Raw genomic sequence first — 25,600 nt, forward strand, 5'->3', positions numbered from 1 at the left:
AGGCTCCTGATTCAAGGCAAGGTGGTACGGAGTGGCCGACGGGCGGACCCGAATAATCGGGCATATACGCCAGGCTTGTCGAGGCTTAGCGCTTGGCGAGCCAGTAATCATGCAGCGCGCGCGCCGCCGGTTCGATTTCGCTGACGCGCTGCTGATGCGCCTGCACGTCGAGGTCTGCTGGCAATTCGAAGTTGTCCTGTTCGGCGCACCAGGAGATTTTCTCCAACTGTGCGGCCTGTTCGACGGGCAGTTCAGGCCAGTTGCCGATCGCGGCGCCACGGATATAGCCAAAGCACCATTCTTCAGCGAGGGTCAGGGTCTGGCCCTGATGTTCGGTGTCGTCGAAGCGCGCCCGGAAACCCTCGGCATCGGTGGCCAGTTGCGCGGCACGGCTGTTCATATGGCGAACGCACAGTTCGAGGAACTGTTTGGCCTCCTCGGCACTTTCCCACTGCGGGTTCTGCCCACCCCAGATGGCCGGGAACCACTCGGCGATATCCACTTGTGCCGGGCTGGACACCAGTGCGCAGAAGTAGCCGTCGAGTTCGGCGAGGTTCAGCACCGAGTGGTCGTCACCGTACTTGAGCAGGGTTTCTTCGATCAGGTCGAAATCGGCGGGGGCCAGAGGTTGGGTGAGCATGGGGCGTATCCTTTAAACGTCGAGCGCCGCTGCGGCAGCGGCTTAAAGCGCGAAGGATGGCGCCTGAAGCGGTTTTTATCCAGCGTTTTCAAGGCTGGCACCACGTCGTGGAGGATTGTTGCCAGTCCCGTTTTTGGCTGATGCGCCGTTGCTCACCCTTGTTATAGTTCGGGCCTTATCACTCTCCAGTCAGGGATCACTGCCATGTCCGAATACCAAGCCTTCGTCGTCGAGCTCATTGGCAGCGTTGCCCATGTGCAGATCAACCGCCCGGAGAAGATCAACGCGATGAACGCGGCGTTCTGGACCGAGATCATCGATATCTTCCAGTGGGTCGACGACACCGACGCCGTGCGTGCCGTGGTACTCAGCGGTGCCGGCAAGCATTTCTCGTCCGGCATCGACCTGATGATGCTGGCCTCGGTGGCCAACGATTTCGGTAAGGACGTGGGCCGCAACGCGCGCTTGCTGCGGCGCAAGATCCTCGAACTGCAAGCCTCGTTCAACGCCGTCGACAACTGCCGCAAGCCGGTGCTGGCGGCGATCCAGGGCTACTGCATCGGCGGCGCCATCGACCTGATCAGCGCTTGCGACATGCGCTACGCCGCCGAGGACGCGCAGTTTTCCATCAAGGAAGTCGACATCGGCATGGCCGCCGACGTCGGCACCCTGCAGCGCCTGCCGCGCATCATCGGCGATGGCATGCTGCGCGAGCTGGCCTACACCGGCCGCCAGTTCGGCGCCGAGCAAGCGCGCAGCATCGGCCTGGTCAATCGCGTGTACCCCGATCAGGAAAGCCTGTTGGCCGGGGTACTGGAAATCGCCCAGGAAATCGCCGCCAAGTCGCCGATTGCCGTGACCGGCACCAAGGCCATGATCAGCTACATGCGTGACCATACAGTCAATGATGGTTTGGAATACGTTGCCACCTGGAACGCGGCTATGTTGCAATCCAACGACCTGCGCGTGGCCATCGCGGCCCATATGAGCAAGCAGAAACCCGAATTCGTGGATTGACTGACATGACCCCAGGCTGGATTACCACCACACTGCTGGACAACGACACCCCCGGCGGCTGGGCCGTCGCCCGTAGCCGCGAGGGCTTTTTACACGACGCCAACGGCCCGCTGTTCCCGCGCGAATGGCTCAAGCGCCAGGACCTGTCGGTGTTCGCCGAACACGGCATTGGCCATCTCGACGGCGAGCCGGTGTACCTGCTGGAACTCAACGCCGCCAGCGCCGTGCCTGGTTGCAGTTGGCAAGGCCTGCGCGGTTTTCTGCTGCAAGGTGATCACACCGTGTACAAAGTGCTGGGCTACGCCGCGCAGATCGGCACCTGGGCGCGGGAGCATCGTTTTTGTGGCAGTTGCGGCCAGGCCATGGTCCAGGTGCCCCGGGAGCGGGCGATGTTCTGCGAGGCCTGTGACCTGCGCAGCTACCCGCGCATCTCGCCGAGCATGATTGTGCTGGTGACCCGTGGCGATGAGGTCCTGCTGGCGCGTTCGCCGCGCTTTGTCCCCGGGGTCTACAGCACGCTGGCGGGGTTTGCCGAGCCGGGCGAATCGGCCGAAGACTGCCTGATCCGCGAGGTGCGCGAAGAAGTGCAGGTAGAGGTCAGGAATATCCAGTACATGGGCAGCCAGTGCTGGCCGTTTCCGCATTCGATGATGCTGGGTTTCCATGCCGAGTACGCCGGTGGCGATATCGTGCCCCAGGCCGATGAGATCGAGGACGCGCAGTGGTTCAACATCCACGACCTGCCGCCGTTGCCGGCGTCACGCTCGATTGCGCGTTACCTGATCGACCTCTACGTGGCCCGCCGCTTAGGCCACGCTGAACCAGTGTTGCCAGGCTAGGCGCACCGTCAGGCCGAGGACCACGGTGATAAACACCGGGCGAATGAACTTGGCGCCGCCGCTGATTGCGCTGCGTGCGCCAAAGAACGCGCCGCCCATCACCGAAACGCCCATGGCCAGCCCGACGATCCAGTCCACCGAGCCGTTGATGATAAACACCGACAGCGCCGCCGCGTTGCTGACGAAGTTCATGCTGCGCGCCACGCCGCTGGCTTTGACCAGATCGATGGGGTGCAGCAGCATCGTGCTCACCGTCCAGAACGCGCCAGTGCCGGGGCCGGCTACGCCATCGTAGAAGCCCAGGCCGAAGCCTTGGGTGGCTTGCCATTTCTTCTTGATCGGAGCGTCGCCCTCCAGCGGCGCCTTGGGCGTACCGCCGAACAACAAATACAGGCCACAACCGAAGACGATCACCGGGAGCATCTTGTTCAGGGTTTCGGCGGGCAGGTAGTGGGCGACGATGGCGCCGGCCAGGGCGCCGACAAACGTACCGACGATGGCATGTACCCACTGACGCGGGTGGAACAGCTTGCGCCGGTAGAACGTGAAGCTGGCGGTGGCTGAGCCGAAGGTGGAGCTGAGTTTGTTGGTGCCCAGCACCAGGTGGGGCGGCATGCCGGCCGTGAGCAGGGCCGGGGTGGTGAGCAAGCCGCCACCGCCGGCGATGGCGTCGATGAAGCCGGCGATGAACGCGACGACGGCCAGGATGCCGAGGGTGGTGAGGTCTACGCTGAGTTCGAAGGGCATTTGGCAGGGCTTATAGTTGGCAGGGCGCTATGCGAGAGGCCGCCATCTTACCTGCCTGATGTACGCAGCTCCAAATGTGGGAGGGGGCTTGCTCCCACATTCAAACAGTGCCGGCCTGGCTATTTGTGGGTGCCCAGCCACTCCAGCGCGGTGCGCCAGATGCAGATCCCGAGGAAGTACGCCGACATCAGCGACCACAACCCAAACGTCCACGGGTTGGTGTTCGGGTAATCCACCACCATCAAAAAGCTGCACAGTAACCAGATCGTGGTCACCGCGATGTTGATCGGCATGAAGCGCTTGACCCGGAACGGGTGCAGGAACTTCATCGGCGTCACGGTCAGCAGCGCCAGGCCAATCACCGTCAGCAACGTCACCCACGCGGCGGGCTGGATGATATACACGCAGAGGGCAACCACGTTCCAGGCGGCGGGGAAGCCGACGAAGTAGTTGTCCTTGCTTTTCATGTTCACGTTGCAGAAACAGAACAGCGACGACACCAAAATCACCGACACCGTGAACAGGTGGGTAAAGTCCGGCAGGTCGATATAGCGGTAGATAAACAGTGCCGGAATAAACACGTAGGTCAGGTAATCGATCACCAGGTCCAGCACCGAGCCGTCAAAGCTAGGCAGCACCGTGCTGACATTCACGCGGCGGGCCAGGGAACCGTCGACGCCATCGACCACCAACGCCAGGCCCAGCCACAGCAGGCACGCCTTGGGCGAGTTTTCCAGCAGCGCCAGTGTGGCGAGGAAGGCCAATACCACACCGGTGGCAGTAAAGCCGTGGGCGCCCCAGGCTTTCAGTCTGGCTACATGCAGGGTCGATATCACGGGCGGTTCTCCAAAGGGTGAAACGGGGCAGCCGACGCTGTGACAGCGTCGAGTCTGGCCAGGGAATGCAGGTATCGACCGGGAAGGGGGGGATAAGGTTCACCACCCCGGTAATTGCTTAGCGTAGCAAGCGTGGGACGTTTCGGCATCAGCCCTGGCGGAATACCAAGGCTTTCAAGCCACTTTGCCGATCGATATCCGGGAATTCCGGCGGGTTTTCCAGCCGTTCGACAAAGCGCAGGCCCGGTGCTTCGCGGGTGACGCCGTCGATCAGGAAGTCCTCGCCAAACGCCGGGTCATTCATGCACGCCAGCACCGTGCCTTGTGGCGTGAGCAACTCCGGCAGGCGGCGCAGCACGCGCTGGTAATCCTTGGTCAGCAGGAAACTGCCTTTCTGGAAGGACGGCGGATCGATGATCACCAGATCATAAGGGCCGTTGTGGATGACCTTGGCCCAGGACTTGAACAAATCATGGCCAAGAAAGGTCACGCTGCTCAGATCATGACCATTCAGGCGATGGTTGTCGCGACCGCGGCTCAGGGCACCGCGGGCCATGTCCAGGTTCACCACATGCTCGGCGCCGCCTTCGATGGCCGCCACGGAAAAACCACAGGTGTAGGCGAACAGGTTGAGTACCCGCAGCCCGTTGGCCTGTTCGCGCACCCAGTTGCGGCCGTAGCGCATGTCGAGAAACAGCCCGCTGTTCTGTTTTTTACCGAGGTCGATCAGGTAGCGCAGGCCACCTTCGGTAATAGTCAGCTCATCGATGGCGTCGCCCACCAGCCACTCGGTGGTGCTTTGCGGCAGGTAGCGGTGTTGCAGGGCGACCGTGTGGGCGCCGTACTGCGCCCATTCGAACTGAACCAGCAGCTGTTTCAGCGCTTCCAGTTGCGTTGCTTCCGGTTCCTTGAACAGCGCGACCAGCACCACGCCCTGCAACCAGTCCACGGTCAGTTGCTCTAGGCCCGGCCAGCAACGGCCGCGCCCGTGGAACAGGCGCCGGGTTTCAGTCGGTGCGTTGGCCAGGGCGGTCAGCAGGTGGGCGTGCAGTGTGGCGAGGGCGTCTGGGTTCATCGTTGAGCGTCGTTCATTGAGCGGGCGGCATTTTAAACACAATGGCGGGGTTTCGGGGGGGTGGAGCGCAACGTGCAGGGAAACGTCTGATTGGCAGTGATTCATGCTCAAAATACGCTTTGTCGCGCCTTACATCAGGCAAAAAACCCTCAGCCATCGACATAAACTGAAAAAAAGCCTGGAGGTGCCCATGAATGGTTTTGCGAGTGCAGTGAATCACACCACAACCGATCAGCTCGCTGGTGATCAAGTCGAGCAGGACGAATGGCGGCACCGACGGCGTTGGCGGAGCAGGGCGGTCTGGATCGGCAGGTATGCCAGCAGGCTATTGAGCGCTATGGCTTACAGGCGGATCGCGCAGCTTCCTGAGTCTAAATGTGGGAGGGGGCAAGCCCCCTCCCACATTTGGATCTCCGTGGACCAGATAGGGCTCATTCTGCTCTTGGGCACGGCCATATAGCCGACCTGATCCTGGAAGCCGAGCGCGGTCAAGAGTGTGGGAGGGGGCTTGCCCCCGATTGCGGTGGATCAGCCAACTAATTGATAGCTGACAGATTGCTATCGGGGGCAAGCCCCTCCCACATTTTAGGTTTGTGGTGTGTTTTAGAGCGTGGCGATCAGGGCTGGCCCAAAGGCCTCTTTCAAGAACACGGGGGCGATATACCGCTGGTAATGCGCCTCGGACAGCAGGAAAAACTCGCGGTCAATCCCATCGCGCAAATCCGCCAGGCTGTGCTCGCGAAACTCCGGCAGCAGCACCAGGCCATACGCATCCAGCTTGGAAATCACCCGCGCACCCCGGGCAATCAACTGGTAGGCCCAGCAATACGGCGACTGGTGCGGCATAAAGCGAATCTTGCGGCTTTCCAGTTGCTGGCGCAGGCGCTGTGGGTCGAACACGTCCAGCTTGGAGGCCATCACCTGCACCAGCAGTTGCTCAAGGCGCAACCACACGGCGTGCTTTTCCTCGGCGTTGTAGCCATTCCACTGGATGACTTCATGGTGATAACGCTTGCACCCGCGGCAGACCAAGTCACCGTAAACGGTGGAGCACAGGCCGACGCAGGGGGTCTTGATGGTTTGATTGGGCATAAAAAAACATCGGCAGGTGAAACAACACGGCCCCTGAAGGGGCCGTTTTTTCAATCAATCCCAGCTCAACGCACCGCCGGTCTGATACTCGATCACACGGGTCTCGAAGAAGTTCTTCTCTTTCTTCAAATCCATAATCTCGCTCATCCACGGGAACGGGTTGGTCGTCCCTGGATACTCTTCCTTCAAGCCAATCTGCGACAGACGACGGTTAGCGATGAACTTGAGGTAGTCCTCCATCATCGCCGCATTCATGCCGAGTACACCGCGTGGCATGGTGTCGCGTGCGTATTCGATCTCCAGTTGCGTCCCTTGCAGGATCATCTGGGTCGCTTCTTCCTTCATCTCGGCGTCCCACAGGTGTGGGTTTTCGATTTTGATCTGGTTGATCACGTCGATCCCGAAGTTCAGGTGCATCGACTCATCGCGCAGGATGTACTGGAACTGCTCGGCCACGCCGGTCATTTTGTTGCGGCGGCCCATGGACAGGATCTGGGTGAAGCCGCAATAGAAGAAGATGCCTTCCAGTACGCAGTAGTAGGCGACCAGGTTGCGCAGCAGTTCCTTGTCGGTGTCGACGGTGCCGGTTTCGAACTTCGGATCGGAGATCGAGCGCGTGTATTTCAGGCCCCAGGCGGCTTTTTTTGCGACCGATGGGATCTCGTGGTACATGTTGAAGATCTCGCCTTCATCCATCGCCAGCGATTCGATGCAGTACTGGTAGGCGTGGGTGTGGATCGCTTCTTCGAAGGCCTGGCGCAGGATGTACTGGCGGCACTCCGGGTTGGTGATCAGGCGGTACACGGCCAGGACCAGGTTGTTGGCGACCAGCGAGTCGGCGGTGGAGAAGAAGCCGAGGTTGCGCATGACGATGCGGCGTTCGTCGTCGGTCAGGCCATCGGGGTCTTTCCACAGGGCGATGTCGGCGGTCATGTTGACCTCTTGCGGCATCCAGTGGTTGGCGCAGCCGTCGAGGTATTTCTGCCAGGCCCAGTCGTACTTGAAGGGCACGAGTTGGTTGAGGTCGGCGCGGCAGTTGATCATGCGCTTTTCGTCAACGGCGACACGGGCGGAGGCGCCTTCGAGCTCGGCGAGGCCTTCGGCGATGTCGAGTTTGTCGAGAGCGGCCTTGGCGCGGATGATCGCGGCGGAGTCGTTGGCGGTGACGGCGCGGGCTTCGATGGCAGCGGCGGCGCCAGCACCGTCGAGGCGGTCCATGTTGGCTTCGGTGGCGTGGCCGGCGTTGGCGCCTCTGATCACCGCTGCACCGGTGTCTTCGTTGTCGACTTCATCCCAACTCAGCATTGAAATACTCCTTCCTGGTCTGTGCTGACGGCGTGTGACCCCGTCTAAAAATAGGTGATTTGCAGGCTTCAAGGCATTGAAATACTGCGCATAGTGTGGTCAGCGCTTTACGAGTTCGCACACTATGTAGTGGTTGTTTGTTGGTGTGGGCACACTATATGGGGTGTGATCAGCATGGTCAACGGACAACGTGTGCGGTTTTAGGTCGCTGCCAGGCGTGCCTTTGGTAACAACGCCTGGGTTCGCTGGCTTTCGTTGGCCGCATAAACACCCAGTTGAAAAGATCATGGTGTCTCGTCGCGATATTAATTAGAATTAATCTCATTTGAGACTCAATCGCGCTGCGCAGGTTGCTTGCCATGAATGATGCTGTTGTCCCTTCGCACGCCGCCGAACCGACGTTGTCGAGCCTGTATCGCGACCATCGCAGTTGGCTGGAAAGCTGGCTGCGGCGGCGCCTGGGCAATGCCTGGGACGCGGCTGACCTGAGCCAGGACACTTTCGTGCGGGTGCTCGCCAGCGCCCAGCCGCTCGCGCAGATGCAGGAACCGCGGGCCTACCTGGTGACGGTGGGCAAGCGCCTGCTGGTCAATTTTCATCAGCGACGCAGCCTTGAGCAGGCTTATCTGACGGCTCTTGGCAACCTGCCGCCAGCCTGCGTGCCATCTCCCGAGCAGCGCTGGCTGGTGTTGGAAACCCTGCAAGCCCTGGATGAATTGCTCGACGGCTTGCCTGCACTGGTGCGCCGGGCGTTTCTCTGGAGTCAGCTGGAGGGCCTGGGCTATCGAGAGATTGCCGAGCGGCTTGAGGTGTCGGAACGCACGGTCAAGCGTTACATGGCGCAAGCCTATGAACATTGCCTGCTGGTGGACCTGTGAGCCGTGAGGTTGCGCGCGCAGCCGCCCAATGGCTTGCGCTGCTGGAATCGGGGGCGGCCACTGACTGCGATCACGCGGCGTTGCAGCATTGGCGCGACAGTCATCCGCAACACGAACACACCTGGCAGAAAGCCCAAGCCCTGCGCCAGCGTTTCAGCGAGTTGCCCCAGGCGTTGGCGATGGCCAGTCTCGACCGCCCGCAAGCGGGGCGGCGGGCGTTGCTCAAGCGGGCGTTGGGCGTGGCGGCGCTGGTGCCGGCGGCCTGGTTGATCAGCCGCCAGTTGTCTATCGATAGTTGGCGCGCCGACCTGCACACCGCCACCGGCGAGCGCAGACGCCTGCCGTTGGCCGAGGGCGGCAGCCTACAACTGAATACCGCCACGGCCGTGGATATGGACCCGGCGCAACGGCGCATCACGCTGGTGGACGGCGAACTGGCGCTGAACGTGCCGGGCGCACACGCGATGACGCTACGCACGCGCTACGGCGAAGTATTGGTCAGTCAGGCCGAGGTGTGCGTGCGCCAACTGGCCGCCGGCTGCCGGGTGTCGGTGCTCAAGGGCCGTGTGCAGGTGCGCGACGTGAACGGGCAACTGGCGACGTTGCAGGGTGGCCAGCAAGCGCCATTGAGCGCCGGCGGGCTCGGCGCGTGGGTGCCGTTCGATGTGCTGCAACTGGGCTGGCGCGACGGTGTGCTGACCGCACAGAACCAGGCGCTGGGGGACTTTCTGCGCGAGCTGGCGCGCTATCGTCCAGGCGTGTTGCGCTGGGCGCCGAACCTGGAGACGTTGCGGGTGACGGGCAGTTTTCGCCTGGATGACACCGACCGCATCCTCAAGCTGCTGGCTTCGAGCCTGGGGCTCGAAGTGCAGGCGCGGACGCGGTATTGGGTGACGTTGGATAAAGCGCCGGCCTAGATCGGATGTACGTACCACACCTTCCAGGATCGGCAAGGCCAGTGCTTTTATATATCTGTATCGTCTAAATAAATGCTTATATATTCCTTTTAATGTCTGCTGGGGCGGCGCATTTTGAGTGCCTGCGCATTCGTGCGGATTGACCCAACAGCCAGAAGGAAAGCCGACATGACTATTAAAGCGATCAACGTGCGCAACCAGTTCAAGGGCGTGATCAAAGAAATTCTGCTGGGGGAAGTGGTGTCCGAAATCGACGTGCAAACTGCGTCCGGCATCGTCACCTCGGTGATCACCACCCGTTCGGTGCGTGACCTGGAATTGAAAGTCGGCAGCGAAGTGATTGCGTTTGTGAAGTCCACCGAAGTATCGATCGCCAAACTGTGACACCGACTTGATGTGGGAGCGCCGCTCCCACATGCATTCTGCCGAGGCCGCGCCCTAGCGCTGGCGCAGCGCACGTTCCATCCGCTGCAGACCCTCTTCCAGCAACGCCCGCGGGCAGCCGAAGTTCAGGCGCACGAACTGCTGGCTGTCATCGCCGAATTCAATCCCCGCGCTCAGACCGACCTTGGCCTGTTCAAGGAAGAACTGCTGCGGGTCGTCCAGGCCCAGGGCGCTGCAATCCAGCCACGCCAGAAAGGTGCCTTGGGGCGCGTGCATGACCACGCCGGGCAGGCGGCTTTTTACCGCGTCGAGCAGGTAGTCGCGGTTGGCTTGCAGGTACTGCACCAACGCCTCGAGCCATTCGCTGCACTGGCTGTAGGCCGCGCGGGTGGCTTCCAGGCCCAGGGGGCTGACGCTGTCGACCATGCCGCAGCGCGCCTGGTTGAAGCGCTCGCGCACTTCGGCGTTTTGCACCACGGCAAAACAGGTCTTCAAGCCGGCTACGTTGTAGGCCTTGCTCGCGGACATCAGGGTGATGGTGCGCTGCGCGATTTCCGGGCTGAGGCTGGCGGTGGGGATATGGCGACGACCGTCGAAGCACAACTCGGCGTGGATTTCATCGCTGATGATCAGCGCGCCCTGTTCCAGGCAGGCGTTGGCCACGGCCAGCAGTTCTTCGCGGGGGAAGACTTTGCCCATCGGGTTATGCGGGTTGCTCAGCAACAATGCGCCGGCCCCTGTCAGCGCCTGGCGCAGCAGCGGCATTGGCGTGATGTACTCAGCGTTGATCAGCTCGAACGGCACTTCGATGCGCGGCAGGTTCCAGTTGCCGGGCGCCAGGCGAATCGGGCGATAGTTGGGGGTTTGCAGCACCACCGGTTGGCCGGGCTGCACAAAGGCATGCAGCGCCATGTTGAAACCGGGTTCTACGCCCGGCAGGAACAGCAACTCGTCCGGCTGCACACGCCAGGCGTACTTGGCCCACAGGTCGGCGACGATGGCCTCGCGCACGTCCGGGCCGGCCACGCTGTAGCCGAGAATCTGCTGGTCGAGGCGTTGGTGCAGGGCCTGAAGCACGGCGGGTGGCGCGGCGATGTCCATGTCGGCGATCCACATCGGCAACACGTCTTGCGGGTAACGGCTCCACTTGGTACTGCCGGTGCCGAGGCGTGGGTGGATCGTGTCGAAATCAAAACTCATGGGGAGGCTCGTGTCGGAGAGTCAGGTGAAGAATGGCGCCGATTCTAGCGCCATTGGCCGTCGAGGCCAGCGCTGAATCGTTCCGTGACCGACAGGTTCTGTCATAAAAACGCCACTGCGCTGGGGATTGCACCCAAGTCGGGCTATTTTGGTGCATCTCAATAACCCGAGTAGCCAAGGATGAAATATCAACCCTTCAGCCGTACTTTGATTGCCACCGCCCTGGTGTTGACGGTCAGCGGTGTGCAAGCCGCCTCCCAGGCCCCGGTGGCCGGTGAAAATGGCATGGTGGTAACGGCCCAGCATTTGGCCACGCATGTCGGTGTGGATGTACTCAAGGCCGGCGGCAACGCGGTGGATGCCGCCGTGGCCGTGGGCTATGCGCTGGCGGTGGTGTACCCGGCGGCGGGTAACCTGGGCGGCGGCGGTTTCATGACCGTGCAACTGGCCGACGGGCGCAAGACCTTCCTCGACTTCCGCGAAAAAGCCCCGCTGGCCGCCACCGCCGACATGTACCTGGACAAGGCCGGCAACGTCGTCGAAGGCCTGAGCGCCAAGGGCCACCTGGCCGTCGGCGTCCCTGGCACCGTGTCCGGCATGGAGCTGGCCCTGAGCAAATACGGCACCCTCAAGCGCGCCCAGGTGATTGCTCCGGCGATCAAGCTGGCGGAAAACGGCTTCGCGCTGGAGCAGGGCGATATCGACCTGCTGCACACCGCCACCGGCGAGTTCGAAAAAGACAAGGACCTGCGCGCAATCTTCCTGCACAACGGCCAGCCGCTGCAGGTCGGCCAGAAGCTGGTGCAGAAAGACCTGGCCAAGACCCTCAAGGAAATCTCGGCCAAGGGCAGTGACGGTTTCTATAAAGGTTGGGTTGCCAAGGCACTGGTGGATTCCAGCCAGGCCGGCAAAGGCATCATCACCCAGGCCGACCTCGACAAATACAAGACCCGCGAACTGGCGCCGATCGAGTGCGACTACCGTGGCTACCACGTGGTCTCGGCACCACCGCCGAGCTCCGGTGGCGTGGTGATCTGCCAGATCATGAACATCCTCGAAGGCTACCCGATGGCGGACCTGGGCTACCACTCGGCCCAGGGCCTGCACTACCAGATCGAAGCCATGCGCCACGCGTATGTGGACCGCAACAGCTACCTCGGCGATCCGGACTTCGTCAAGAATCCGATCGAACACCTGCTGGACAAAAACTACGCAACGAAACTGCGTGACGCGATCGAACCGAACAAGGCTGGCGACTCCCAGGCGATCAAGCCGGGTGTAGCACCCCATGAAGGCAACAACACCACGCACTATTCCATCGTCGACAAGTGGGGCAACGCGGTCTCGGTGACCTACACCCTCAACGACTGGTTCGGTGCCGGGGTGATGGCGAGCAAAACCGGGGTGATCCTCAACGATGAAATGGACGACTTCACCGTCAAGGTCGGCGTGCCGAACATGTACGGGCTGGTCCAGGGTGAAGCCAACGCCAACGCCATCGCACCGGGCAAGGCGCCGCTGTCGTCGATGAGCCCGACCATCGTGACCAAGGATGGCAAGGCGGTGATGGTGGTCGGCACGCCGGGCGGCAGTCGCATTATTACGGCGACCTTGCTGACCATTCTCAACGTCATCGATTACAAGATGAACATCCAGGAGGCCGTCGACGCGCCGCGCTTCCACCAGCAGTGGATGCCGGACACCACCAACCTCGAGACCTTCGCGGTCAGCCCGGATACCCAGAAAATCCTCGAAAGCTGGGGCCACAAGTTTGCCGGGCCACAGGATGCCAACCACTTGGCGGCGATCCTGGTGGGCGCACCGTCATTGGGTGGCAAGCCGGTTGGTAATAACCGTTTCTACGGGGCGAATGACCCGCGTCGCAATACCGGCCTGTCGCTGGGCTACTAAGCGCCGCAACTCACTGTAGGAGCGAGCTTGCTCGCGAAGAGCGTCAACGATAACGCGGGCGTTCTGGATTAACGCGGTGTTCTTGCGTTTTTCGCGAGCAAGCTCGCTCCTACAGTATCTGTTTGACGGCCGCGAAGGCTTTGACGCGGCGCTCTTCCCAATTTCCCCTGATCACCACCACGGCCTGTTGATGCTGCTGCATCCAATCCTGGCTGCCCTGGAAAAACGCCCGACGATCCGCCAATTCCGGTTGGCAACGCTGGCCGTCGGCCGTCCATTCCACGTCTTCGGGGGACAGCAACAGGTGCAAGTCGTAGTGGCGGGCCAGCAGTTCATCGTCAAGCCACGTCGGGTAGTCGCCGAACAGGGTCTGGCTCCAGAGTTTGTTGGTCAGCAGGTGCGTGTCGAGGATCAGCAGCGCAGGGCGCTCGGCGCGGGCGGCATCTTCCCAGGCCAGTTGACCACGGGCGATGGCCGGGATGTCGGCCAGCGTGGTGTCACGCTGATGGTGGTCGATGAAGTGCCGCACGTATTCGCCTACCATCAGCCCGCCAAAGTGCGCTTGCAACTGCGCGGCCAGCCAGCTTTTGCCGCTGGATTCGGGGCCGGCCAATACCACCACCTTCATGCGCGCAACGCCGGATCGGCGCGCCATTCACGCCAGCCTTGCACGGCGATCAGGGTGAACAGCGCGTAGAGTGCGGCGGTGAGGTAGAGACCTTTGTAGAGGAACAGCCCGACGAAAATCACATCCACGGCAATCCACAATGGCCAGCACTGCACGCGCTTTTGCGCCATCCACATCTGTGCCACCAGGCTGAAGCCGGTGAGGGCTGCGTCGAGCCAGGGTTGGGCCGCGTCGGTCCAGTGGGCCATGGCGGCGCCGAGCAGCAGGCTGCCGACTGCGCCGATAGCCAGGCTGGTCATGATCGCGGGCCAGCCCAGGCTGGTGACTTGGCGCCCTGGCTTGATGTCCCCGGCGCGTCGGGTCCACTGCCACCAGCCGTAGACTTGCAGGGCGGCATAGACCACCTGCAACAGCATGTCGGAATAGAGTTTCACGTCGTAGAACACCCAGGTGTAGAGCAACACCATGACCAGGCCGATGGGCCAGCACCAGGGGTTTTGTTTGACCGTCAGCCAGACAGCGATCACCCCCAGCGCGGCGGCGAACAGTTCAAGCCCGGACATGGCGGTTCCTTGGGAGAGAGGGAGAGGGCGGGGATTGTAACCAATCTTCAAAACGCAGGAAGGCAAATGTGGGAGGGGGCTTGCCCCCGATAACGGTGTATCAGTCAGCATATTTGCAGCTGACCCACCGTTATCGGGGGCAAGCCCCCTCCCACATGTTGAGCAGCGCTAGATCTTGAACTGACGCAGCAGGCCGTCGAGTTGCTCGCTCAACCCGCGCAAGTGCGCGCTGGCCACGCTGGACTGTTCCGCCGCGACTGCGGTGCTGTGGGATAACCCGGCGGCCTGGGTCACGTTCTGGTTGATGTCCTCGACCACGTGGGCCTGTTGCAGAGTGGCGCTGGCGATCGAGGCGTTCAGGCCATTGAGATTGAGCAGGGCCTGGCCGATGGCGGTGAGGCTGGCACCGGCCTGGCCGGCCTGTTCGATGGTCAGTTGCGAAGCGCTGTGACTGTCGCTGATGACCTTGACCGCCGCTTCCGAGTGACCTTGCAGGCGCTCGATCATGGCCTGGATTTCAGCGGTGGATTTCTGCGTGCGTTGGGCCAGCAGCCGCACTTCGTCCGCCACCACCGCAAACCCGCGCCCTTGCTCACCGGCACGCGCGGCTTCGATGGCGGCGTTGAGGGCGAGCAGGTTGGTCTGGTCGGCAATGGAGCGGATCACTTCGAGCACGCCACCAATCTGCGTGCTTTCGCTCGACAGGGTACGAATCACTTCCACGGCCTGGCTGATGGTGGTGGACAGTTGGTTGATCTGCTGCAAGCTGCTGTCGATGTTCACTTGGCCTTGCTCGGCCTGGGCCTGGGCATCGCGCATTTCGCTGGCGGCGTGCTCGGCGTTCTTGGCCACGTCCTGCACGCCGTAGGTGACTTCATTGATCGCGGTGGCCACCAGTTCCATCTGCTGCGATTGTTGCTGGCTGCGGTCATGGGCCTGGCTGGCGTTATTGCCCATCTCCGTGGACGACTGACCCAGCGCATTGGCGCACATCTGCAACTGACCGACGACCTGGCGCAGCTTGGCGGTGAAGTTGTTGAAGTGCTGGGACAGTTGGGTGACTTCGTCGCGGCCATGGGTGTCGAGGCTGCGAGTCAGGTCGCTCTCGCCGCTGGCGATATTGGCCATGGCGCTCACGGCCGCCTGCAGCGGGCGCACGATGCTGCGCACAATCAACGAGACCAGCAGGGCCATGACCACGGCGATGCCCAGGCCGATACCTGAGGCTTTCCACACTTGCACGTTGAATTCGGCTTGCACGTCATCCACATACACGCCGGAGCCGATGATCCAGCCCCATGGCTCGAACAGCTGGATATACGAGGTTTTTTTCACCGGCGCTTCAGCACCCGGCTTCGGCCAGCTGTAATTGATGTTGCCGGCACCCTTGGCCTTGGCCAGGCTCACGAACTCGTTGAATATCGCAAAGCCGTTCGGGTCGCGAATCGACGAGAGGTTCTGACCATCGAGCTTGGGGTTGGCCGGGTGCATGATCATCACCGGCGTCAGGTCGTTGATCCAGAAATACTCATTACGGTTATAGCGCAGGCCGCGCACCGCGCTCAGCGCTTGTTTCTGTGCCGCTTCACGGGTCATGGCGCCGCTGGTTTCGAGGCTGTGATAAAACGTCAGGATTCCACTGGCGGTCTCTACGACGTGCTGGGTCTGCAGGCGTTTGGCTTGATAGAGGTCGCCATGGATCTGCTGGAGCATCAGCAAACCCAGGGTCAACAGCATCAGCACGGCGACTACTAGGATCAACCAAAGACGGCGGCTGATCGACATATTGCGCAAACTGTTCATCGTCCTGTCACTCCGTGCTTTTTATAATTCTCGGCGTTGCATCGACTTTTACGCCTTGTCTGATAGGCTTTCGGCCTGAAATCGAAAAACCTGAGTGCTGCCTGATTTTTCACGGAATTTTTGCAGACCGGCGTTGAATATCAACACCGGGCCTTTAGCGTGCTCATCGTCAGTGAACCATTAAAAAGACTAACGAGGCTTGTCGTAGAGCAAGACCTTTGGGGGAAGTATGGATTTGTGGACCGCCGCACAGGCGTTGATACTCGGCGTGGTAGAAGGGCTGACTGAATTTCTGCCGATCTCCAGTACCGGCCACCAGATTATCGTCGCCGACTTGCTCGACTTTGGCGGCGAACGCGCCATGGCGTTCAACATCATCATTCAGCTCGGCGCGATTCTGGCGGTGGTCTGGGAGTTTCGGCGCAAGATCCTCGACGTGGTCACCGGCTTGCCGACCCAGCGCAATGCGCAGCGCTTTACCGTCAACCTGCTGATCGCGTTCCTGCCGGCCGTGGTGCTAGGGGTGATTTTCGCCGACCTGATTCACCACTATCTGTTCAACCCGATCACCGTCGCCACTGCATTGGTGTTGGGCGGCATCGTGATGTTGTGGGCGGAGCGTCGCCAGCATGAAGTGCATGCCGAAACCGTCGATGAGATCACCTGGAAGGACGCGCTCAAGGTTGGCTTTGCCCAGTGCCTGGCGATGATTCCGGGCACCTCGCGCTCGGGCTCGACCATCATCGGCGGCCTGCTGTTCGGCCTGTCGCGCAAGACCGCCACCGAGTTTTCGTTCTTCCTGGCCATGCCGACCATGGTCGGTGCGGCGGTGTACTCGGGCTATAAGTACCGCGACCTGTTCCAGCCGGCGGACCTGCCAGTGTTCGCCCTCGGGTTTGTTACCTCGTTCATCTTCGCGATGATTGCGGTCAAGGGCCTGCTCAAGTTCATCGCCAACCATAGCTACGCAGCGTTTGCCTGGTATCGGATTGCATTCGGCTTGCTGATCCTGGCGACCTGGCAGTTCGGCTGGATCGATTGGTCTGCGGCCAAGGCATGATGATTCAGCACCCACGCCTGAAGGCGCTGATCTTTGCGCTGTTGTGCGCGGCGCCATTATTGGGCTCGGTATTGGTGTGGCATCGCGGCGAGACCGTGATGCCGCTGGTGGCCTATGGCGTGGTCAGCGTGATCGCGTTTTTCCTGTACTGGAGCGACAAGCGCAAGGCGCGCACCGATGCTCGGCGCATCCCGGAAAACATCCTGCACGCCGTCGAGCTGGCGGGCGGATGGCCGGGGGCGCTGATTGCCCAGCAGGTGTTCCGGCACAAGACGCGCAAGGTGTCTTATCAGGTGCTGTTCTGGGTGATCGTGCTGTTGCACCAGGTGTTCTGGCTTGACCAGATGTTCCTCAGCGGCACGCTGTGGTCAGTCCTCTAGCAACAACCCGATCTGCGTGCGCTTGGGCAATTTGCTCACCACCAACTGGTGGGAGCGCTGCAACAGGCCACGCAATTCCTCGGCGCCCAACGGGTAGGGCGTGTTCATGATGATCCACTGCGCGCGCGCCAGGTACGGCGCCGGGTGGATGCCCGGGCGGTCCACATGGCCCAGGAACAGTTCCTTGTCGACCTTGAACGCCAACGAGTCGCCCCGTAGATTCTGCACGGCGAACATCTTGTTGCCGGCAATCGAAAACACCCGCACGCCACCCCATTTGTAGTCCTCCCGCGCGCCGGGCAGGCTCAGGCAGAAGTGCGCGACGTGTTCTTCGGTCATGTTCATAACAGGCGGTCTCCACAGCTATTAAAGCCTTCTTCCAGGTAATCGATCCACGCGCGAATCGCCGGCAGCACGCCACGGCGATGCGGGTACACGGCCTGCAACCAGCCCCCCGGCAGCGACCATTGCGGCAGCAGTTGCACCAGTTGGCCGCTGGCCAGTTCTTCTTCGCAATACATCATCGGCAGCACGGTAAAGCCCAGGCCCTTGAGTGCGCTGGCTTTGCGCACGATGAAGTCATCAATGCCCAGGCGGGCTTCCATCACCAGGTCTTCGGCGCTGCCTTGGGGGTCGAGCAGGCGCAGGTGGACCATGCGGTCGGCTTCCAGGGCGCCGAGCACCGGCAATTGCTTGAGGTCGTCGAGGTTGTCGACCTGTCGGCCACGCATGAGGTCCGGGCTGGCGACCAGCAGCGTCTGGGCCTGGCGCAGGCGCTTGGTGACCAGCAGCGGGTCTTCGTCGCCGAGCTCGCGCACGCGCAACGCCACGTCAATGCCCTCGGCCACCAGGTCGACCCGACGGTTGACCAGGGTCATTTCCATCTGGACCAGGGGGTGGGCAGCGAGAAAACCGGCGACTAGCTCCGGCAGGATGTTCTGGGCCAAGCCCACCGGGCAGCTCACCCGCAGCCGCCCACGGGGTTCGCTGGACATGCTGGCGACCGCCTCATCGGCCATTTCCGCTTCCAGCAGCATCGCCTGGCAATGGCGCAGATAACGCTCGCCGACGGCGGTCAGGGTCAGTTGCCGGGTGGTGCGCTGCAGCAGGCGCGCGCCAAGGCGTGCTTCCAGCTCGGCGATCCGTCGCGACAGCCGCGATTTGGGAATCCCCAGTAGGCGACCGGCCGCCGCGAAGCCGCCGGCTTCCACGACTTTGGCGAAATAGTAGAGGTCATTGAGGTCTTGCATGGTCGGCCTATTGTCCTGTCAGTAGGACGAACTATCGCATTTCAACTACCTTATCGGCTATTAGTTTCATGCGTAGGATTAACACCATCTAATCCGCACCGCTGATCCTATTTGGAGCTTCCCCATGAAACTGTTGCATATCGATTCCAGCATCCTCGGCGACAACTCGGCCTCGCGCCAGCTCAGTGCCGGCGTGGTCAAGGCCTGGCAAGCGGCCGAGCGGGGTGTGGAAGTGACTTACCGTGACCTGGCCAACGAAGGCATCAACCACTTCTCTGGCGCCACCTTGGCTGCATTGGGCACGCCAGCCGAATTGCGCGACGCCGCGCAGCAGCGCGAAGCCGACCTCAGTGCGTCGACCCTGGCTGAATTCCTCGCCGCCGACGCCGTGGTGCTGGCCGCGCCGATGTACAACTTCACCATCCCGTCCCAGCTCAAAGCCTGGATCGACCGCATTGCAGTGGCCGGCCAGACCTTCCGCTACACCGAAGCCGGGCCGGAAGGCCTGTGCGGCAACAAGAAAGTCATCATCGTCTCCACGTCCGGCGGCTTGCATGTTGGCCAGGCAACGGGCGTGGCCCACGAGGAATACTTGAAAGTGATGCTGGGCTTCCTCGGTATCACCGACATCGAATTCGTCCGCGCCCACGGCCTGGCGTATGGCGATGAGTTCCGTAGCAAGTCCCTGAGCGACGCCAACGTTGTCATCAACGAACAATTGTTCGCCGCCGCGTAAGGCTTGTGTAAATTTCGTTGTTGCTCGGTTTCAATCTGAAGCCGGGCGCCTAAACTCTGTATTCTGCTCGCCTGAACGCGACCGGAGTACGGAGTTTTTTCGTTGGCCCGCTGTCTTTACTTTGGCCCAGGTTATGCACGCATGGGTTTATCACTCGGTGCGAGTACCCAGAACCATGGACATCTTAAATAGACATGCCGGTTATCGCGCAGCAAAGGTGGACATCCTCATGATGCGTCTTTGTGCTGTTTTGGTTCTTTCCCTGCTTGGCAGCCTGGTTTCAGTGCATGCCGCCCCTGCGCCGCACCCGCATTGGAGTGTGGGCTTTCACCGCATGAGTTTTCTCGACCCGCTGGATCTACAACCGATGAAGGCCGTCGCGTTCTATCCGTCTACCGACCCTGAGCACACCACTCAGGTGGGTGGGTATCATGTGGCGGCGACGGAAGATTCGAAGATCGCTATAGGCCGTTTCCCGATGCTGATGTTGTCCCATGGCAACACCGGTACGCCGCTGGCCCTGCATGACCTGGCGACCTCCCTGGCGCGCAAGGGTTTTGTGGTGGTGGCGGTGCTGCATCCCGGCGACAACTACAAGGATCACAGCCGCCTGGGTACGGTGAGCAACTTGTATGGGCGGCCGATCCAGATTTCCGAAGCGATCACTGCGACCCTGGGCGACCCGATGCTGTCACCGTTCGTCAACGTCGACCAGGTAGGTGTCATCGGCTATTCGGCCGGTGGCGAAACCGCGTTGATCCTGGCGGGTGCCAAGCCCGATTTCGCGCGCCTGCGCCGCTATTGCCAGGAACGTCCGGAAGATCGCGACGCCTGCACCACCAACGGCGAGCTGGTGGTGGACCGTGATGACCTGCAGCCACAAGCCGATCCACGCGTTCACGCGTTGATGTTGATGGCGCCGCTGAGTTTGATGTTCGGCCGCCACACCCTGGCCGACGTCCATGTGCCGGTGCTGCTCTATAGCGGTGACGGCGACAAACTGGTGGCTGTGGACAAGAACGCCGCCGCTTTGGCGCGCAAGCTGCCCGAGCCGCCGGACTTCAAACTGCTGGCCGGGGCCGGGCATTTCGTGTTCATGGCGCCCTGCGACAGCGCTCAACTGGCGCTGATGCCGGCGATCTGCACCGATGCCGATGGCGTCGACCGCGAAGGCATTCACCGCGATCTGAGCTCCGAAGCCGGGCGCTTTTTCACTCAGACCCTCGGGCGGTCCACCCGTGCCGGCTTGCAAACGGCGGATCAGTAAGCGCGACGTTTGAGCAGCAAGGTCACGCCCAACGCAGTGAGCGACAGCAGCGCCGCGCAGAAGAAGATCCAGCCGTAGCCGAGGTTCAACGCCACCGCGCCCATCAATGGCCCGGCAATCGCCAGGGCCAGGTCGAAAAACACCGCGTATGCGCTCAACCCCGCGCCACGGCTGCTGCTGGGCACTTGCTTGATCGCTTCCACGCCCAGCGCCGGGTACACCAGGGATAAACCAAAGCCTGTCAGCCCTGCACCGACCAACGCCACGCCGGTAGACGGCGCGAGCCACAACAGCGTTAGGCCCAGGGTCTCGATGACCATGCAGGCAATCGCTGCCCTGAAGCCGCCAAAGCGGCTGATGGCTGAGATAAACACCAGGCGCGAAACGATGAAACACACGCCAAATACCGTCAGGCAATAGGCCGCGCCTGCCCAGCCGCGATTGAGGTAGTACAGGGTGATAAAGGTGGTCAGGGTGCCGTAGCCGATGGATGCCAGGCACAGGCTGGCGCCAAACGGTGCGATACGGCCGAACACCGCCCAGAACGGCAAGCGCTCACCGCGCACCACCGGCACTGATGGTTTATTGCGGATCAGCACCAAGCCCAACGCCGCCAGCACCGACAGGGCGATGCCGAGGCTGTTGTAGCCATATTCGGCGACCATCACCACCCCCAGCGGCGCGCCAATCGCGATGGCGCCGTAGGACGCGATGCCGTTCCAGGAAATCGAGCGCGCCGTGTGCTCGGCGCCGACCTGGCCCATGCACCAACTGATGGTGCCTACGCCGATCAGGCCCTGGGCCACGCCAAGCAACAAACGACCGACGATCAGGATGCCCAGGCTCAACAGCGGCAGGCTCTGCAGCAGTGTGGCAAGCAGCGTCAATACGCCGCTGACCAGGATGCCCGCCAGGCCCAGCACGATCGCACGTTTGGTGCCCACGGTATCGGACATGCGCCCGGCCATGGGGCGACTGAGCAGGGTGGCCAGGTATTGCGAACCGATGGTCATCCCGGCCACCACCGCACTGAAGCCCAGTTGCTCATGCACATAGCCCGGGATCACCGCGATCGGTAGGCCGATGCAGAGAAAGGCGATGAAGCTATAGAAGACGATGGAGACGATCTGCAGGGTGATCGACACTGAGCTGGGGGCGGCGGCAGGCATGAGCACTCGTTCGCGGGAGGGCGGTGAGGGCATCATCGCAAGGGCTTGGGAGAAAAGAAAGCAGGCTAAGTATTAAGCCGGCTGACCCGTACAGATACAAAAGCCCCATCACAGTGGACGGGGCTTTTTCTTGCCGCTTGGCGCTAACCGCTAGTCGCTGTGCTTAAAACACCACGCCTTGGGTGCGCAGGTAGTCGTCATAGGTGCCGCTGAAGTCGATCACGCCGCTGGCGCTCAACTCGATGATGCGGGTGGCCAGGGACGATACGAACTCACGGTCGTGGCTGACGAAGATCAGCGTGCCCGGGTAGTTTTCCAACGCCAGGTTCAGCGCTTCGATGGATTCCATGTCCAAGTGGTTGGTCGGTTCGTCCATGATCAGCACGTTCGGCTTTTGCAGGATCAGCTTGCCGAAGAGCATGCGACCTTGCTCACCACCGGAGATGACCTTGACCGACTTGAGGATCTCGTCGTTGGAAAACAGCATGCGGCCCAGGGTGCCGCGGATCACTTGCTCGCCCTGCGTCCACTGGCCCATCCAGTCGAACAGGCTCATGTCGTCTTCGAAGTCGTGGGCGTGGTCTTGGGCGTAGTAGCCCAGCTCGGCCGCGTCGGTCCACTTGATGCTGCCGGCATCCGGCGTCAGTTCGTTGACCAGGGTGCGCAGCAGGGTGGTCTTGCCGATACCGTTCGGGCCGATGATCGCCACACGCTCGCCGGCTTCAACCTGGAAGCTGAAGTCCTTGAACAGCGGCTTGCCGTCGAAGCCTTTGGCCATGCGATCGACGATGACCGCCTGGCGGTGCAGCTTTTTGGTTTGTTCGAAACGGATGAACGGGCTCACACGGCTCGAAGGCTTGACCTCGGCCAGCTGGATCTTGTCGATCGCCTTGGCACGGGAAGTGGCCTGCTTGGCTTTCGAGGCGTTGGCCGAGAAGCGGCTGACGAAGGATTGCAATTCGGAGATCTGCGCCTTTTTCTTGGCGTTGTCCGACAGCAGTTGCTCGCGGGACTGGGTCGCCACGGTCATGTATTCGTCGTAGTTGCCCGGGAACAGGCGCAGCTCGCCGTAGTCCAGGTCAGCCATGTGGGTGCACACGCTGTTCAGGAAGTGACGGTCGTGAGAGATGATGATCATCAGGCTGGAGCGCTGGGTCAGGATGTTTTCCAGCCAGCGGATGGTGTTGATGTCCAGGTGGTTGGTCGGTTCGTCGAGCAACAGCACTTCAGGGTCGGAGAACAGCGCCTGGGCCAGCAACACGCGCAGTTTCCAGCCTGGGGAGACTTCGCTCATCGGGCCGAAGTGCTGCTCCAGGGGAATACCCAGGCCCAGCAGCAGTTCACCGGCGCGGGATTCGGCGGTGTAGCCGTCCATCTCGGCGAACTCGGTTTCCAGCTCGGCCACGGCCATGCCATCTTCTTCGCTCATTTCCGGCAGCGAGTAGATACGGTCGCGCTCGGCCTTGACCCTCCACAGCTCTTCGTGGCCCATGATCACGGTGTCGAGCACGGTGAATTCTTCATAGGCGAACTGGTCCTGGCGCAGTTTACCCAGGCGCACATTCGGCTCCAGCATGACCTGGCCGCCGGATGGTTCAAGGTCGCCACCGAGGATTTTCATGAAGGTCGACTTGCCGCAACCGTTGGCACCGATCAAACCATAACGGTTACCGGCGCCGAATTTGACCGAGACATTCTCGAAGAGCGGCTTGGCGCCGAACTGCATGGTGATGTTAGCTGTGGAGATCAATTACTTTACCTATCAATAGCTTAGGGTGCGCTTATTTGAGCTGTGACCAATTTTGGGCCAATCTGGAGCGCTTCCGATTCGCTCCAGTCCGAGCTTGAGTTGATCCAGCGCGCATAAGTCGAGAGCAGCATCTGCACACTATGGCCGAGCTGCTGGGAAATGAAGGCGGGGTTCATGCCAGACATAATGCATATTGTCGCATAGGTGTGACGACAGTTGTATGGCAGTCGACGACGGATGTTCAATGCTTTCCGTGTTGGAACCCACTGCCGCGCGGGAGGGGGGCAATCGGTTTATCTGCTCACCGAGCGAGCGGGCCAAACCGATTCGGACTAGCGATTGGCGCAAACCAACGTAACCCTTTCAGGAAACGTTTATCGCCGCCCTTGACGGTGAGCTTGATCGGTTGAAACCTGAGTGTTGAAAATCTGGAATAGGCGCGACGTGCTTGTGCCGTCGTATGAAAACCCAGGGTCAGGCCTTTACGTACCACATGATCGACCCAGGCCTTGAGCGCTGCTGGGACGTTATAGTTGTAGACTGGCGTTGAAATAACCACGTGATCGGTTTCCAGCAACTCGGCCACAAGCTCATCGGATAGCCGTAACACCGCTTTCATTTCAGGCGAATGTCGGGTTTCGGGGGTGAAGTAAGCCTGTAGCCAGGGGGCTGTCACGAACGTAAGCGGGGTGTCCGTGAGATCCCGTATTTTGATGGCCCCGCTAGGGTAGCTCGCTGTAACTGACTCTCTGGAGATGCAATGGACATGCCCTCAGCCCAACAGGCGATTGCCAGCAACAAGGACGCCTGGGACGAATCCGCCCGGCTGCACAAAGCCACGGATACCTGGAGGACGCTGCTCGACTCGGTCGCCGAACCGGGTTTTTCGTGCCTGGACCCGACCCTCACCGTCTTGCTGCGAGACGTCGGCGTTGCCGGCAAGGACGTGGTGCAATTGTGCTGTAACAACGGCCGCGAATGCTTGTCGTTATTCGGCCTGGGCGCGCGCACGGTCGTCGGCGTGGACCAATCCCGCGCCTTTCTCGATCAGGCTCAGGAACTGGCGGCGCTCTCACCCCACAGCCCGGAGTTCATCGAAACCGATATCCACCATCTGCCCGAGCGCCTGCATGCACGCTTCGATATCGCCCTGGTCACCATCGGTGTATTGGGCTGGATGCCGGATGTAGCGCTGTTCATGCGCCAGGTCGCCACAACGCTGAAGCCCGGCGGCACCCTGGTGATGTACGAAACCCACCCGTTCCTGGAAGTGTTCGACCCACTGGCGGCCAATCCGCTGCTGCCGGCCAGTTCGTACTTCCAGCGTGAGCCTTTTGTGCTGCAAGAGTCGATCGTCTATGAAGGGCTGGGCGCTGTCGAGGGGCCGACGTCCTACTGGTTTGTACACACCCTGGGCAGCGTGGTCAGCGCAGCGATTGCGGCGGGGTTGCAGATCGGTCATCTGCAAGAGTACCCGCATTCAAATCGCGAAGAACTCTATGACCAGTATGAGGGGCAGGCGGCCCAGTTGCCGCTGTGTTTTACCCTGACGGCGACCAAACGCCTTCCCTGAAGAGTCTTTCGCGTAAAAAAAAGCCCGCTGGGGGGCGGGCTAAGGGATTCACTGGAGTAGGTAGGCTTCACCCTATAGACCGGAAAGTGAAGGCCCTGTGAAAATCCCGTCGCAAGTTCAGATGGGCGCGGGGTTCAGGGTCTACGCACAAATGTGCGCATTGTCTGCCCGGGGCCGGTACTGAAAGTACGCGGTCGCGGCATGCCTTCATCCGCTGCGATGAACACAAATTCGTCTCCTTCCAGGCGGTAGCTGGCCGGCAGTGCCTTGCCCGCGTCGTCACCCATGGCATCGATCCAGGTGATGCTTTTGGGACGGGTGGTGCTGTCCAGGAAGAACCGGCCGGCCAATAGGCGCTCGCCGTCAACGGTGAGCACTTCAAAGCGATCACCCGTAATGGTGGTGAGCGCGCCGGGGGCGCTATGGGCGTCAGCGGGGTTGAGTTCGCCGCTGTCTTCGAGCGAGATCTGTTCCCAGGTGCCTTGGAGGTCGTGGTAGTCCGGATCGGAAATGGCTGTCATACAAATTCCTTTTTGTTGAGGTACATCGGCTGAATAGGGTGACCGAATGGTCAGAACAA

General features: G+C 61.3%; 27 protein-coding genes and 1 pseudogene. 11 read left to right on the forward strand and 17 right to left on the reverse strand.

What is annotated here, in order from left to right; translation table 11 throughout:
- Positions 1-85: 85 nt before the first annotated feature.
- Positions 86-640: a UPF0149 family protein gene (locus U5A08_RS13095; protein ID WP_253395418.1), complete on the reverse strand. Its 555-nt coding sequence runs from the start codon at positions 638-640 to the stop codon at positions 86-88.
- 204 nt (positions 641-844) lie between these two features.
- Between U5A08_RS13095 and U5A08_RS13100 the strand changes: the two genes are divergently transcribed.
- Positions 845-1,657, forward strand: coding sequence for a crotonase/enoyl-CoA hydratase family protein (locus tag U5A08_RS13100; protein WP_253395420.1), 813 nt, complete (start codon positions 845-847; stop codon positions 1,655-1,657).
- 5 nt (positions 1,658-1,662) lie between these two features.
- Positions 1,663-2,496 (forward strand): NAD(+) diphosphatase, encoded by an 834-nt coding sequence (nudC, locus tag U5A08_RS13105; protein ID WP_321851847.1) that lies wholly within the window; start codon positions 1,663-1,665, stop codon positions 2,494-2,496.
- Here the strand turns inward: nudC and U5A08_RS13110 are convergent.
- From U5A08_RS13110 to U5A08_RS13130, 5 genes are all read right to left on the reverse strand, one after another.
- Positions 2,464-3,243: a TSUP family transporter gene (locus U5A08_RS13110; protein ID WP_253395424.1), complete on the reverse strand. Its 780-nt coding sequence runs from the start codon at positions 3,241-3,243 to the stop codon at positions 2,464-2,466. The two genes, nudC and U5A08_RS13110, sit on opposite strands and share 33 nt — an antisense overlap.
- Before the next feature lie 119 nt (positions 3,244-3,362).
- On the reverse strand, positions 3,363-4,079 hold the full coding sequence (pcsA, locus tag U5A08_RS13115) for a phosphatidylcholine synthase (protein WP_247406854.1): 717 nt from the start codon (positions 4,077-4,079) through the stop codon (positions 3,363-3,365).
- A gap of 148 nt (positions 4,080-4,227) precedes the next feature.
- The gene (locus U5A08_RS13120) at positions 4,228-5,154 is read right to left on the reverse strand and encodes a class I SAM-dependent methyltransferase (protein ID WP_253395425.1); all 927 of its coding nucleotides are present in this window, start codon (positions 5,152-5,154) and stop codon (positions 4,228-4,230) included.
- Between the two features lie 603 nt (positions 5,155-5,757).
- Complete coding sequence (locus U5A08_RS13125; protein WP_321851851.1) at positions 5,758-6,246, reverse strand: DUF1289 domain-containing protein; 489 nt, start codon at positions 6,244-6,246, stop codon at positions 5,758-5,760.
- Positions 6,247-6,300: 54 nt separating this feature from the next.
- A complete protein-coding gene (locus U5A08_RS13130; protein ID WP_253395427.1) occupies positions 6,301-7,551 on the reverse strand; it encodes a ribonucleotide-diphosphate reductase subunit beta in 1,251 nt (416 codons plus the stop codon).
- A gap of 359 nt (positions 7,552-7,910) precedes the next feature.
- On the opposite strand from U5A08_RS13130, the gene U5A08_RS13135 reads away from it, so the two are divergent.
- The 3 genes from U5A08_RS13135 to U5A08_RS13145 all read left to right on the forward strand — a co-directional run bounded on the left by U5A08_RS13135 (position 7,911) and on the right by U5A08_RS13145 (position 9,730).
- Positions 7,911-8,429, forward strand: a complete 519-nt coding sequence (locus U5A08_RS13135) for a sigma-70 family RNA polymerase sigma factor (RefSeq protein ID WP_017847246.1) — start codon at positions 7,911-7,913, stop codon at positions 8,427-8,429.
- Entirely contained in the window at positions 8,426-9,346 is a 921-nt protein-coding gene (locus U5A08_RS13140; RefSeq protein ID WP_321851853.1) for a FecR domain-containing protein, read from the forward strand. The genes U5A08_RS13135 and U5A08_RS13140 overlap by 4 nt, the downstream gene beginning before the upstream one ends.
- Positions 9,347-9,514: 168 nt before the next feature.
- A complete protein-coding gene (locus tag U5A08_RS13145) occupies positions 9,515-9,730 on the forward strand; it encodes a TOBE domain-containing protein (protein ID WP_003173733.1) in 216 nt (71 codons plus the stop codon).
- Between the two features lie 54 nt (positions 9,731-9,784).
- Here the strand turns inward: U5A08_RS13145 and U5A08_RS13150 are convergent, their stop codons facing one another.
- Positions 9,785-10,930, reverse strand: coding sequence for a MalY/PatB family protein (locus U5A08_RS13150; RefSeq protein ID WP_321851855.1), 1,146 nt, complete (start codon positions 10,928-10,930; stop codon positions 9,785-9,787).
- 180 nt (positions 10,931-11,110) lie between these two features.
- On the opposite strand from U5A08_RS13150, the gene ggt reads away from it, so the two are divergent.
- On the forward strand, positions 11,111-12,841 hold the full coding sequence (ggt, locus tag U5A08_RS13155) for a gamma-glutamyltransferase (protein ID WP_321851857.1): 1,731 nt from the start codon (positions 11,111-11,113) through the stop codon (positions 12,839-12,841).
- Between the two features lie 109 nt (positions 12,842-12,950).
- On the opposite strand, the gene U5A08_RS13160 is transcribed toward ggt, so the two are convergent.
- The 3 genes from U5A08_RS13160 to U5A08_RS13170 all read right to left on the reverse strand — a co-directional run bounded on the left by U5A08_RS13160 (position 12,951) and on the right by U5A08_RS13170 (position 15,835).
- Entirely contained in the window at positions 12,951-13,469 is a 519-nt protein-coding gene (locus U5A08_RS13160; RefSeq protein ID WP_247396943.1) for an AAA family ATPase, read from the reverse strand.
- Positions 13,466-14,032, reverse strand: a complete 567-nt coding sequence (pnuC, locus tag U5A08_RS13165; protein WP_253395432.1) for a nicotinamide riboside transporter PnuC — start codon at positions 14,030-14,032, stop codon at positions 13,466-13,468. Before pnuC ends, U5A08_RS13160 begins: the two co-directional genes overlap by 4 nt.
- 168 nt (positions 14,033-14,200) lie before the next feature.
- A complete protein-coding gene (locus U5A08_RS13170) occupies positions 14,201-15,835 on the reverse strand; it encodes a methyl-accepting chemotaxis protein (protein ID WP_253395434.1) in 1,635 nt (544 codons plus the stop codon).
- Between the two features lie 229 nt (positions 15,836-16,064).
- Between U5A08_RS13170 and U5A08_RS13175 the strand changes: the two genes are divergently transcribed.
- The gene (locus U5A08_RS13175) at positions 16,065-16,895 is read left to right on the forward strand and encodes an undecaprenyl-diphosphate phosphatase (protein WP_321851861.1); all 831 of its coding nucleotides are present in this window, start codon (positions 16,065-16,067) and stop codon (positions 16,893-16,895) included.
- Positions 16,892-17,275: a DUF1294 domain-containing protein gene (locus U5A08_RS13180; RefSeq protein ID WP_321851863.1), complete on the forward strand. Its 384-nt coding sequence runs from the start codon at positions 16,892-16,894 to the stop codon at positions 17,273-17,275. The genes U5A08_RS13175 and U5A08_RS13180 overlap by 4 nt, the downstream gene beginning before the upstream one ends.
- On the opposite strand, the gene U5A08_RS13185 is transcribed toward U5A08_RS13180, so the two are convergent.
- Positions 17,264-17,620, reverse strand: a complete 357-nt coding sequence (locus U5A08_RS13185; protein ID WP_253395440.1) for an MmcQ/YjbR family DNA-binding protein — start codon at positions 17,618-17,620, stop codon at positions 17,264-17,266. The genes U5A08_RS13180 and U5A08_RS13185 overlap by 12 nt on opposite strands.
- Positions 17,617-18,525: a LysR substrate-binding domain-containing protein gene (locus U5A08_RS13190; protein WP_321851865.1), complete on the reverse strand. Its 909-nt coding sequence runs from the start codon at positions 18,523-18,525 to the stop codon at positions 17,617-17,619. The genes U5A08_RS13185 and U5A08_RS13190 overlap by 4 nt, the downstream gene beginning before the upstream one ends.
- Positions 18,526-18,649: 124 nt before the next feature.
- On the opposite strand from U5A08_RS13190, the gene U5A08_RS13195 reads away from it, so the two are divergent.
- The gene (locus U5A08_RS13195; RefSeq protein ID WP_321851866.1) at positions 18,650-19,261 is read left to right on the forward strand and encodes an FMN-dependent NADH-azoreductase; all 612 of its coding nucleotides are present in this window, start codon (positions 18,650-18,652) and stop codon (positions 19,259-19,261) included.
- 229 nt (positions 19,262-19,490) lie between these two features.
- Positions 19,491-20,528, forward strand: a complete 1,038-nt coding sequence (locus U5A08_RS13200) for an alpha/beta hydrolase family protein (RefSeq protein ID WP_253395446.1) — start codon at positions 19,491-19,493, stop codon at positions 20,526-20,528.
- Here the strand turns inward: U5A08_RS13200 and U5A08_RS13205 are convergent.
- From U5A08_RS13205 to U5A08_RS13220, 4 genes and pseudogenes are all read right to left on the reverse strand, one after another.
- Positions 20,522-21,697, reverse strand: a complete 1,176-nt coding sequence (locus tag U5A08_RS13205; RefSeq protein ID WP_321851867.1) for an MFS transporter — start codon at positions 21,695-21,697, stop codon at positions 20,522-20,524. The genes U5A08_RS13200 and U5A08_RS13205 overlap by 7 nt on opposite strands.
- A 163-nt stretch (positions 21,698-21,860) precedes the next feature.
- Positions 21,861-23,447 carry an ABC-F family ATPase gene (locus U5A08_RS13210; protein WP_253395450.1) on the reverse strand — a complete coding sequence of 529 codons (1,587 nt, stop codon included), beginning with the start codon at positions 23,445-23,447 and terminating at the stop codon, positions 21,861-21,863.
- A gap of 20 nt (positions 23,448-23,467) precedes the next feature.
- Positions 23,468-23,719: pseudogene (locus U5A08_RS13215) on the reverse strand (site-specific integrase); the annotation flags it as partial.
- A 29-nt stretch (positions 23,720-23,748) separates the two neighbouring features.
- A complete protein-coding gene (locus U5A08_RS13220) occupies positions 23,749-24,204 on the reverse strand; it encodes an NAD(P)H-dependent oxidoreductase (protein WP_321852219.1) in 456 nt (151 codons plus the stop codon).
- 3 nt (positions 24,205-24,207) lie between these two features.
- On the opposite strand from U5A08_RS13220, the gene U5A08_RS13225 reads away from it, so the two are divergent.
- Complete coding sequence (locus tag U5A08_RS13225; protein ID WP_253395454.1) at positions 24,208-25,020, forward strand: class I SAM-dependent methyltransferase; 813 nt, start codon at positions 24,208-24,210, stop codon at positions 25,018-25,020.
- A gap of 134 nt (positions 25,021-25,154) precedes the next feature.
- On the opposite strand, the gene U5A08_RS13230 is transcribed toward U5A08_RS13225, so the two are convergent.
- Complete coding sequence (locus U5A08_RS13230) at positions 25,155-25,541, reverse strand: TIGR03067 domain-containing protein (protein WP_321851870.1); 387 nt, start codon at positions 25,539-25,541, stop codon at positions 25,155-25,157.
- Between the last annotated feature and the right edge of the window lie 59 nt (positions 25,542-25,600).

The sequence above is a fragment of the Pseudomonas paraveronii genome (genome assembly GCF_963681955.1).
GTDB lineage: Bacteria > Pseudomonadota > Gammaproteobacteria > Pseudomonadales > Pseudomonadaceae > Aquipseudomonas > Aquipseudomonas paraveronii.